This window comes from Geodermatophilus sp. SYSU D00691, assembly GCF_054050275.1.
In genome coordinates this window covers 40,979-51,367 of the sequence record NZ_JBJGYZ010000040.1, presented here as the reverse complement: position 1 = coordinate 51,367, position 10,389 = coordinate 40,979, and the positions used below count along the sequence as shown (strand labels likewise).

Here is a 10,389-nt window from a genome sequence, read left to right as displayed (position 1 = left end):
CCGCTCGATCGGGGGGTGTATGGGGGCGGGGGGGCCGGCGCCGCCCGGCCCCCGGGGGGGGGCCCCCCCCCCCCCGCGGCCCCCCCCCCTCCCCCTTTCCGAGCCGGCCTTTCCCGAGGAGGTGCCGTGACCGAGCAGGACCCGCTGCGGCGGCTCGACGACCCGGACTACCCGGCGCTGACCATGAGCCAGGCCGCCGAGCTCCTCGGCGTGCAGGCGGCGTTCCTGCGCAGCCTGGACAGCTCCGGCGTGCTGCAGCCGCACCGCTCCCCCGGCGGGCACCGGCGCTACTCGCGCACCCAGCTGAACGTCGCCGCGCGCATGCGCGGCCTGCTCGACGACGGCCACTCCCTGGCCTCGGCCGAGGCGATCGTGGGCCTGCAGGACGAGCTCGCCGAGGCGCGCGCGGACGCCGACCGGCTGCGCGCCGACGTCGACCGCCTGACCGCGGAGCGGGACGAGGACCGCTGACCGCCTGGCAGCAGACACCCTAGGGGGGTATGGTTCCTGCCGTGGCCGCGGCGCACGCCCGCGGCCGGGACCGACGGCAGGGAGAGACGGCGTGGCGATCGAGGAGGCCGGCACCGCGCCGGCGCACCACGGCTACATCAACCGCAAGCAGGACTACCTGACCCGGCTGCGCCGCATCGAGGGCCAGGCCCGCGGGCTGCAGCGCATGGTCGAGGACGAGAAGTACTGCATCGACATCCTCACCCAGGTCTCCGCGATGACGAAGGCGCTGCAGTCGGTGGCGCTGGGCCTGCTCGAGGAGCACCTCTCCCACTGCGTGGTCTCCGCCGCCCAGGCCGGCGGCCCCGAGGCGGACGAGAAGGTCCGCGAGGCCGCCGACGCGATCGCCCGGCTCGTCCGCTCCTGAACCCGAGAGGAACCACCCCCATGAGCACCGCCACCTACACCGTCACCGGCATGACCTGCGCCCACTGCGTGAACGCGGTGAGCGACGAGGTCGGCGCCCTGCCCGGCGTCACCGCCGTCGAGGTCGACCTCGAGTCCGGCGCGCTGACGGTCACCAGCGACGCCCCCGTGGACGACGACGCGGTGGCCGCGGCCGTCGACGAGGCGGGCTACGCGCTCGCGGGGCGCTGAGGGCCCGGTGAGCACCCCCGCCAAGGTCGCCGCCTTCGCCCTGGGCCTGGTCGCCACCTTCGGCGCCGCCCTCGGCGTGGGCGCGGCGGTCGGCCCGGTCGACGTCGCACCCGCGGCCGACGCCGAGCACGCCGCGACCGGGGGCGGGCACGCCGCCGAGGAGGAGCACCCGGCCGGGGGCACGAGCCCGCAGCCCGCCGGTCTGGCCATCTCCGACGGCGGCTACACGCTCCACCTCGACGCGGACACGGCCCCGTCCGGTCCGGCGACCCCGGTCACCTTCCACGTCCTGGACGACGAGGGCACCGCCGTCACCGACTTCGCCGTCGAGCACGAGCAGCGGCTGCACCTGATCGCCGTCCGCCGCGACCTCTCCGGCTACCAGCACCTGCACCCGCAGATGGCGGCCGACGGCACGTGGACGGCCACCCTGGCGCTCACCCCGGGCAGCTGGCGGGTCCTCGCCGACTTCGTGCCGGCGGCCGACGGCGCGAAGCGCGTGCTCGGCGCCGACCTCGCCGTGCCGGGCGAGCTCGTGCCGGCCGCGCTGCCCGCGACCACCCGCACCGTCGAGGTCGACGGCTACACCGTCACGCTCGACGGCGACCTGGTGCCCGGCGAGGAGACCCGGCTGACCGCCACGGTCGCCCGCGACGGGCAGGCGGTGACCGACCTGCAGCCCTACCTCGGCGCGTACGGCCACCTCGTGGTGCTGCGCGCCGGCGACCTCGCCTACGTGCACGTGCACCCCGACGACGGCGCCGGCGCCGGGCCGCGGATCCCGTTCACCACCACCGCCCCCACGGACGGCACCTACCGGCTGTTCCTCGACTTCCGGCACGGCGACGTGGTGCGGACGGCGGAGTTCACCGTTGACGCCGGCGAGGGGCACGACCATGGCTGAGACCACCGGGCTGCGGTCCACCGAGCTGCTGATCGGCGGCATGACCTGCGCCTCGTGCGCCGCGCGCATCGAGAAGAAGCTGAACAAGCTCCACGGCGTCACCGCCACCGTCAACTACGCGACGGAGAAGGCGCGGGTCTCCTTCGCCGACGGCGTCACGACCGACGACCTCATCGCCACCGTGGAGAAGACCGGCTACACCGCGGCGCTGCCGCAGCCGGCCGAGCCGGAGGCCCCCGCCGAGGCGGACCCCGTCGGCGCGCTGCGCACGCGGCTGCTCGTCTCCGTCGTGCTGAGCATCCCGGTGGTCGCGCTGGCGATGGTGCCGGCCCTGCAGTTCGAGTACTGGCAGTGGCTCTCGCTCACCCTGGCCGCGCCGGTCGTGGCGTGGGGCGGCCTGCCGTTCCACCGGGCGGCGTGGACCAACCTGCGGCACGGCGCGGCGACCATGGACACCCTGGTCTCGCTCGGCACGCTGGCCGCGTTCGCGTGGTCGCTGTACGCGCTGTTCTGGGGCACCGCCGGCGAGCCCGGCATGACCCACCCCTTCGAGCTCACGATCGAGCGGGGCGACGGCAGCGCGAACATCTACCTCGAGGCCGCGGCCGGGGTGACCGCGTTCCTGCTGGCCGGGCGGTACTTCGAGGCCCGCTCCAAGCGGCGGGCCGGCGCGGCGCTGCGGGCGCTGCTCGAGCTCGGCGCCAAGGAGGTGTCGGTCCTGCGGGGCGGCACCGAGCGGCGGGTGCCGGTCGCCGAGCTGCGCGCCGGGGACCTGTTCGTCGTCCGGCCGGGCGAGAAGATCGCCGCCGACGGCGTGGTGACCGAGGGCTCGTCGGCGGTCGACGCCTCGATGCTCACCGGCGAGTCGGTGCCCGTGGAGGTCGGGCCGGGCGACGCCGTCGCCGGGGCCACCGTCAACGCGGGCGGCCGGCTGGCCGTGCGGGCCACCCGCGTCGGCGCCGAGACGCAGCTGGCCCAGATGGCGCGGCTGGTCGAGGAGGCGCAGAACGGCAAGGCCGAGGTGCAGCGGCTGGCCGACCGCATCTCCGGCGTCTTCGTGCCGGTCGTGCTGGCCCTCGCCGTCGGCACGCTGGGCTTCTGGATCGGCGCGGGCGTCGGGCTGCCGGCCGCGTTCACCGCTGCCGTCGCCGTCCTGATCATCGCCTGCCCCTGCGCCCTCGGGCTGGCCACGCCGACCGCGCTGATGGTCGGCACCGGCCGCGGTGCGCAGCTGGGCATCCTGATCAAGGGCCCGGAGGTGCTGGAGAGCACCCGCCGGGTCGACACCGTCGTCCTGGACAAGACCGGCACGGTCACCACCGGCCGGATGACCCTGCTCGACGTCGTCCCGGCGCCCGGCGAGGACGGCGACGAGCTGCTGCGGGTGGCCGGGGCGCTCGAGGCGGCCTCGGAGCACCCGATCGCGCAGGCGGTGGCCCGGGCCGCGGCCGAGCGCGGCCCGCTGCCGGGCGTCGAGGGCTTCACCAACGTCGAGGGGCTCGGCGTGCAGGGCACCGTCGGGGAGCGGGCGGTCGTCGTCGGCCGGCCGCGGCTGCTCGCCGACTGGTCGGTGCCGCTCCCCCCGTCGCTGGACGACGCGCGGCGCGCCGCCGAGGCCGAGGGCCGGACGGCGGTCGCGGTGGCCTGGGACGGCGCCGCGCGCGGCGTGCTGGTCGTCGCCGACGCGGTCAAGCCGACGTCGGCCGCCGCGGTGCGGCAGCTGCGCGATCTCGGGCTGGGGCCGGTGCTGCTGACCGGCGACAACGAGCGGGCCGCCCGCGCGGTCGCCGCCGAGGTGGGCATCGACGAGGTGGTCGCCGAGGTGCTGCCGGCCGACAAGGTCGACGTCGTGCAGCGGCTGCAGGGCGAGGGCCGGGTCGTGGCGATGGTCGGGGACGGCGTCAACGACGCCGCCGCGCTGGCACAGGCCGACCTCGGGCTGGCCATGGGCACCGGCACCGACGTGGCGATCGAGGCCAGCGACCTCACCCTGGTGCGGGGCGACCTACGGGCCGCGGCCGACGCGATCCGGCTGTCGCGGCGGACGCTGGCGGTCATCAAGGGCAACTTGTTCTGGGCGTTCGCGTACAACGTCGCGGCGCTGCCGCTGGCGGTCGCGGGGCTGCTCAACCCGATGATCGCCGGCGCGGCGATGGCGTTCAGCTCGGTGTTCGTGGTGAGCAACAGCCTGCGGCTGCGCGGCTTCGCACCCCTGCCGGAGAACCGCGACGCCGCGCTGCCGGTGCCCGCCGGCCGCGTCCGGGAGCCCGCCGGCGCCGGACCGCGCGGGTGAGCGGCCGGGCGCTGGTCGCCGGCGGGTCGAGCGCCATCGGCCGGGCCATCGCCGGCGAGCTGGCCGGCCTCGGGCTGGACGTGACGCTGTGGGGCCGTGACGCCGGCCGGCTGGCCGAGGCCGCAGCGGTCTGCGGCGGCACGTCCCGGCAGGTCGACGTCACCGACCGCGCCGCGCTGCGGGCGGCCGCCGACGAGCTCGTCGCCGGCGGCGACCTGCGCGCCGTCGTGTGGGCGGCCGGGCTGTTCGACTGGGCGCCCGCCGACGTCGCCGACCCCGGCACCTGGGGCGACCTGCTCGACGTCAACCTCACCGCGGCCGCCGTCGTCACCCCGCTGCTGCTGCCGGCCCTGCTGGAGACGCGCGGGGCGCTGGTCTACCTCGGGTCCGGTGCGTCCCGGCAGGCGTTCCCGAACAACGCGGCGTACGTGGCCAGCAAGCACGGGCTCGCCGGGCTGGCCGGGGCGGTGTGGCACGACGTCAAGGCCCGCGGCGTGCGGGTCAGCCTGGTCTCGCCGGGGCTGGTGGCGGCCGGCGCGGCGCTGGGCGCGCCGGTCGCGCAGACCTCCCCCGAGCTGCTGCTCCGGCCGTCGGACGTCGCGGCGGCCGTGCGGTTCGTCGTCACCTTCCCCGGCCCCGGCTGCCCCACCGAGGTCGTGCTGTCCCCACCGGTCGACGGCTGAGGGCCCGGCCCGGTCCTGCCGAGAAGGCATTCGGTGCACGGGACACGGCCCGACACGCCGCGCGGCCGAGCACGGAGTGCCTTCTCGCCGCGTTGGGCGGGTCAACCCGGGGTGACCACCACCCGCTGTGGCTCGCCGCTCTTCTCGTGCAGGGTCCGGAGTGCGGCGTCGGCGTCGTCCAGGGCGAACGTGTGGGTGATCGAGCGGCTGAGGTCCAGCCGGCCGTTGCCGACCAGCCGCAGCACGCTCTGCAACGTGGCCAGCGTCCCCCCGTACGACCCGAGCAGCTGGAGCTGCTTCCGCACGAAGACGGTCGGGGGCGGAACGGTGATGGGGTCGGCGCCGAGTCCCACGACGACCGCCCGCCCACCGGTGCGCAGGCATTCGACGGCCTGCCCGATCGTGGCCTGCGTGCCGATGAATTCGGCGGCCACGTCGACGCCGACACCGGCGGTGGCGGCCAGCACGGCCTCGACCACCGACCCCGCGGCCGCGTCGACGACCACGTCCGCGCCGGCCTGCCCCGCTCGTTCGAGCTGGACCGCCCGGGCATCGACGGCGATCACGGGTGCGGCCCCGGCGAGCTTGGCGATCTGGACCGCGTGGAGCCCCAGGCCCCCGACTCCGAGCACGACGACCGACTCACCAGGTGCCAGCCGGGCGACGTCGACGAGGGCGTGGAAGGGCGTGATGACGGCGTCGGTGCATATCGCGGCGTGGGGGAACGGCACACCGTCCGGGACGGCGGCCAGGTTCCTCGCGGGTACAGCGACGTACTCGGCCAGTCCGCCGTCGGTGTGGATGCCGATGGCGCGGCGGTTCAGGCAGATCTCGCTGTGGCCGGCCAGGCAGCTGGTGCAGGTCCCGTCGTAGGTGAGCGGGAAGACGCACACCCGCTCGTCGACCATCCGGTCGTGGACTGCGTCGCCGACCGCGGCGACCGTGCCGGCGATCTCGTGGCCGAGCGTGATCGGGAGGTAGGGCGTCGGGGTGATGCCCTCCACCGCGATGTGGACGTCCGACCCGCACAGCCCCGTCGCCGCCACCCGCACCAGCACCTCGTCCGGCGCCGCCCGGGGTACCGGGAGCTCGTGCACGGCCAGTGGCTTCCCCACGCCCTCGAACCGGGCCGCTCTCATCACTTCCTGTTCGGCCACGTCCCCTCCCCGGGCCCTGCCCCGCCACACGTGATCGCGGGACCGTACCGGTCCGCGCGTGCCTCCGGCGTGGTGCTCCGGGCGGCCACCGGCGACACCAGCCGGCCGATCGCGCGCCCTGACCGTCGGTGGCTGCCCGACCGAGATCGCGCTCGCTCCGCTGGTCGACGGCTGAGCTGACCGGGCCGGCCACGGCTCAGCGGTGGCCGAGGTCGACCACGCAGAAGCGGTTGCCCTCCGGGTCGGCCAGGACGACGAAGTCCGGGTCCTCCGGGTAGTCCGGCCAGTCGACCCGCTGCGCGCCGAGCCCGACCAGCCGCTCGACCTCGGCCGCCTGCTCGGCCGCATCGGCCACGTGCAGGTCCAGGTGCAGCCGCGGCCGGTCCTGCGGCGGCGTCCGGCTGCGCTGCAGCGCGAGCCCCGGCCCGCCGCCGGGCGGCACGAGGACCAGCGCCCAGCCGCCGAAGCCGTCGGTCCGCCGCTCGTAGCCCAGCGCCGCGGTCCAGAACGCCGCCGCCCGCTCGACGTCGGTGACGCCGAGCACGACCACGCCCAGGCCGAGCACCGGCGTCAGCCGACCAGCCGGACGAACCGGCGCAGCTCGTCGACGAGGAGGTCGGGCACCTCCATCGCGGGGAAGTGGCCGCCGCGGTCGAACTCGGTCCACGACACCAGGTCGACGGCGTCGGCCACGGCCGCGCGCGGCGGCCGGGCGAGGTCGTGCGGCAGGACGGCCACGCCGGTAGGGACGCCGCGCGCCCACGCCGGCGTCGGCGCGTGCGCCCGCTCCCAGTAGATCTGCGCCGACGACGGCCCGGTGCGGGTGAACCAGTAGACCGCCACGTTCGCCAGCAGCTGGTCGACGTCGATCTCGCTCGCCGGGTCGGTCCACTCGGCGAACCGCTCGGCGATCCAGGCCAGCAGCCCGGCCGGCGAGTCGGTGAGCGCCGGCGCCAGCGACAGCGGCCGCGTGGACTGCAGGCTGTTGTAGCCGGAGAGCTCGCCGCGGTAGCGGTCCCACCGGGCCGCGGCCGCTGCGTCGCCGCGCACGTCGACGCCCGGTGTCATGGTCACGTGCAGGCCCAGCAGCGAGTCGCCGTCCACCCGGGCCAGGTCCCGGCCGACGTGCGACCCCCAGTCCGCGCCGTGCACGACGTACCGGTCGTACCCGAGCCGGTGGACGAGCTCGGCGACGGCGCGGGCGATGCGCTCGGGCGTCCACCCGCCGTCCGGTGTCGGGCCGGAGAAGCCGAAGCCCGGCAGGGACGGGACGACGAGGTGGTGCCCGGCGCTCAGCGGCTCGAGCACCCGCAGGAACTCCACGACCGAGCCGGGCCAGCCGTGCAGCAGCACCAGCGGCACGGCGCCGGGGTCGGCCGAGCGCACGTGCAGCGCGTGCACGCGGGTGCCGTCGATCGTCGTCGTCACCTGGGGGAAGGCGTTCAGCGCCGCCTCGTGCGCGCGCCAGTCCCAGCCGCCGGCCCAGCGCGCGGCCAGCTCGCGCACCCGGGCCGGTGCGATGCCGCGCTCCCCGGGCAGGTCCTGCTCGACCGGCCAGCGGGTCCGGCGGAGGCGCTCGGCGAGGTCGTCGACGTCGGCCTGCGGCACCTCGACGCGGAACGCCGCGACGTCGGTCACGCCTGCTGCTGCTCGACGAAGCGCCGCCGGGCGTCCTCCAGCGCCTTCACGCCGCCGGCGGCCTGCTCCCAGTGGCCCATCTCGGTCGTCTTGTCGGGCTCGAGCTGCTTGTAGACGTCGAAGAAGTGCCAGAACTCGGCGATCTGGTGCATCGGCACGTCCTCGAGCTCGTGCAGGTGCGCGAACCGCGGGTCCTCGGCCGGCACGCACAGCAGCTTGGCGTCCGGGCCGGCCTCGTCGCGCATCCAGTAGACGGCGATGATCCGCGCCCGCACCAGGCAGCCGGGGAACGTGGGCTCACCGACCATCAGCAGCACGTCGATCGGGTCGTCGTCCTCGGCGAGGGTGTCGGGCACGAAGCCGTAGTCGGCCGGATAGCCGGTGGCGGTGAACAGCGTGCGGTCCAGCCGGATCCGCCCCACCGTCGAGTCGTACTCGTACTTGTTCCGGGACCCCTTGGGGATCTCGACGATCACGTCGACGTCCACGCCGCGACCCTGGCCCGCGTTCCGGGCCCCCGCAAGCCGGGGGACGTCCCGCGTCGCCGCATCCCTTCACATTCCGGGCCACGCGGAGCACGCTCATCCTGCCCGTTCGAGGTCGCTCTCCGTGCGCCGGGGGTGGTGGGCCGTGAGTGCAACCGCTGCCACGTTCGAACCGAGGCTCGCGCCGTGCGGGCACCGGCACGGGGGCGAGCAGTACCTGACCGAGGACCACCAGGGCCTGGTCACGGAGGACCTGCGCTGGTCGTGCGGCTGCCGGACCACGCGGGAGGAGTTCCACGACGGCAGCTGCCACCGGATGGTCGTCCACCACAACGGCAAGGTGCTGAGGGACGAGGAGTGGCGCGGTGAGTGACGGCGTCGTGCGCGCCGCGCACGACGTCCTGATCGTGGGAGGGGGCGGCGCCGGGCTGCGCGCCGCCATCGCCATCGCCGAGACCTCCCCCCGGCTCGACGTGGCCGTGGTGTCCAAGGTCTACCCGATGCGCAGCCACACGGTCTCCGCCGAGGGCGGCGCGGCCGGGGTGATCGCCGAGGACGACAGCCTCGACGAGCACTGCTACGACACCGTCTCCGGCAGCGACTGGCTCGGCGACCAGGACGCCATCGAGGCCTTCGTCCGGGAGGCCCCCGAGGAGCTCCTGCAGCTCGAGCACTGGGGGTGCCCGTGGAGCCGGCGACCCGACGGCCGCGTCGCGGTCCGGGCGTTCGGCGGCATGAAGAAGATGCGCACGTGGTTCGCCGCGGACAAGACCGGCTTCCACATGCTGCACACGCTGTTCCAGACGTCGCTCCGGTTCGGCGAGGTCACGCGGTACGACGAGCAGTTCGTGACCCGGCTGCTGGTCGACGACGGCCGGGTGCACGGCGTCGTGGCGATCGAGCTGCTGAGCGGCCGGATCGGGGCGATCACCGCCAAGGCGGTCGTCCTGTGCACGGGCGGCTGCGGCAAGGTCTTCCCGTTCACCACGAACGCCACCATCAACACCGGCGACGGCATGGCCCTGGCCTACCGCGCGGGCGCGCCGCTGGAGGACATGGAGTTCGTCCAGTACCACCCGACCGGGCTGCCGTTCACCGGCATCCTCATCACCGAGGCCGCCCGCGCCGAGGGCGGCTGGCTGCTGAACAAGGACGGCTACCGCTACCTGCAGGACTACGACCTCGGCAGGCCGACGCTGGAGCCGCAGCTGCGGAGCATGGAGCTCGGCCCCCGCGACCGCCTCTCGCAGGCGTTCGTGCACGAGATGGAGAAGGGCCGGACGGTCGACTCGCCCTACGGCGACGTCGTCCACCTCGACCTGCGGCACCTGGGCGAGCAGCTCATCGACGCCAAGCTGCCGTTCGTCCGCGAGCTGTGCCTGAAGTACGAGCGGATCGACCCCGTCCACGAGCTGATCCCCGTCCGCCCGGTGGTCCACTACATGATGGGCGGGGTCGCCACCGACATCGACGGGGCGACCCCGCTCGGCGGGCTCTACGCCGCGGGCGAGACCGCCTGCGTGAGCATCAACGGCGCCAACCGGCTCGGCTCCAACTCGCTGCCCGAGTGCCTCGTGTTCGGCGCCCGGGCCGGGCGAGCCGCGGCGGAGCACGCCGCCGCCGCGGGCAGGACGCCGTCCGTGGTCGAGGCGCAGGCCCGCGACGAGGTGCGCCGCCTGGAGCGGGAGCTGCTCGGCAGGGGGCCCGGCACCGAGAGCATCGCGGCCCTCCGGGACGAGATGCAGGCCACGATGGAGCAGGCCGCCGGCATCTTCCGGACCGGACCCGAGATGGAGAAGGGCGCGGACACCCTCGCCGCCCTGCAGGAGCGCGTCGGGAACGTCGGCCTCGCGGACACCAGCCGGTCGTTCAACACCGAGCTCCTGGCCGCCCTGGAGCTGGCCAACATGCTCGACGTCAGCGAGTGCATCCTCCGGGCCGGCCTGGAGCGGGATGAGTCCCGGGGCGCGCACCAGCGCACCGACTTCCCGGGCCGCGACGACGACCGCTTCCTCACCCACCTGCTCGTGCACCGCAACCCCGACGGGACGTCGCGCGTCGAGCGCCTCCCGGTGACCATCACCCGCTGGCCCCCGGGCGAGCGGGTCTACGGCAGGTAGCC

General features: G+C 75.3%; 12 protein-coding genes. 8 read left to right on the top strand and 4 right to left on the bottom strand.

The features are described from left to right. The first annotated feature begins 126 nt into the window (after positions 1-126). From ACI797_RS23645 to ACI797_RS23620, 6 genes are all read left to right on the top strand, one after another. Positions 127-471: a helix-turn-helix domain-containing protein gene (locus tag ACI797_RS23645; RefSeq protein ID WP_456862018.1), complete on the top strand. Its 345-nt coding sequence runs from the start codon at positions 127-129 to the stop codon at positions 469-471. 97 nt (positions 472-568) lie between these two features. Continuing rightward, positions 569-877 (top strand): metal-sensitive transcriptional regulator, encoded by a 309-nt coding sequence (locus ACI797_RS23640; protein ID WP_456862020.1) that lies wholly within the window; start codon positions 569-571, stop codon positions 875-877. A 20-nt stretch (positions 878-897) separates the two neighbouring features. Then, positions 898-1,107, top strand: coding sequence for a heavy-metal-associated domain-containing protein (locus ACI797_RS23635; protein WP_456862015.1), 210 nt, complete (start codon positions 898-900; stop codon positions 1,105-1,107). Between the two features lie 7 nt (positions 1,108-1,114). Then, a complete protein-coding gene (locus tag ACI797_RS23630; protein ID WP_456862013.1) occupies positions 1,115-2,011 on the top strand; it encodes a hypothetical protein in 897 nt (298 codons plus the stop codon). Beyond that, on the top strand, positions 2,004-4,304 hold the full coding sequence (locus tag ACI797_RS23625) for a heavy metal translocating P-type ATPase (RefSeq protein WP_456862011.1): 2,301 nt from the start codon (positions 2,004-2,006) through the stop codon (positions 4,302-4,304). The genes ACI797_RS23630 and ACI797_RS23625 overlap by 8 nt, the downstream gene beginning before the upstream one ends. Next, positions 4,301-4,987: an SDR family oxidoreductase gene (locus ACI797_RS23620; protein ID WP_456862009.1), complete on the top strand. Its 687-nt coding sequence runs from the start codon at positions 4,301-4,303 to the stop codon at positions 4,985-4,987. Before ACI797_RS23625 ends, ACI797_RS23620 begins: the two co-directional genes overlap by 4 nt. Positions 4,988-5,088: 101 nt before the next feature. Here ACI797_RS23620 and ACI797_RS23615 read toward each other — a convergent pair whose 3' ends face one another. The 4 genes from ACI797_RS23615 to ACI797_RS23600 form a co-directional block, all read right to left on the bottom strand. Further along, positions 5,089-6,144 carry a zinc-binding dehydrogenase gene (locus ACI797_RS23615; protein ID WP_456862007.1) on the bottom strand — a complete coding sequence of 352 codons (1,056 nt, stop codon included), beginning with the start codon at positions 6,142-6,144 and terminating at the stop codon, positions 5,089-5,091. A 196-nt stretch (positions 6,145-6,340) separates the two neighbouring features. Further along, positions 6,341-6,709 carry a VOC family protein gene (locus ACI797_RS23610; protein ID WP_456862005.1) on the bottom strand — a complete coding sequence of 123 codons (369 nt, stop codon included), beginning with the start codon at positions 6,707-6,709 and terminating at the stop codon, positions 6,341-6,343. Positions 6,710-6,714: 5 nt separating this feature from the next. Next, on the bottom strand, positions 6,715-7,782 hold the full coding sequence (locus ACI797_RS23605) for an epoxide hydrolase family protein (RefSeq protein WP_456862003.1): 1,068 nt from the start codon (positions 7,780-7,782) through the stop codon (positions 6,715-6,717). Next, positions 7,779-8,270: an inorganic diphosphatase gene (locus tag ACI797_RS23600; RefSeq protein ID WP_456862001.1), complete on the bottom strand. Its 492-nt coding sequence runs from the start codon at positions 8,268-8,270 to the stop codon at positions 7,779-7,781. The genes ACI797_RS23605 and ACI797_RS23600 overlap by 4 nt, the downstream gene beginning before the upstream one ends. 142 nt (positions 8,271-8,412) lie before the next feature. Between ACI797_RS23600 and ACI797_RS23595 the strand changes: the two genes are divergently transcribed. Together ACI797_RS23595 and frdA are read left to right on the top strand one after the other, a co-directional pair. Further along, complete coding sequence (locus ACI797_RS23595) at positions 8,413-8,640, top strand: hypothetical protein (protein ID WP_456861999.1); 228 nt, start codon at positions 8,413-8,415, stop codon at positions 8,638-8,640. Further along, positions 8,633-10,387 (top strand): fumarate reductase (quinol) flavoprotein subunit, encoded by a 1,755-nt coding sequence (gene frdA / locus ACI797_RS23590; RefSeq protein ID WP_456861997.1) that lies wholly within the window; start codon positions 8,633-8,635, stop codon positions 10,385-10,387. Before ACI797_RS23595 ends, frdA begins: the two co-directional genes overlap by 8 nt. Positions 10,388-10,389 lie beyond the last annotated feature (2 nt).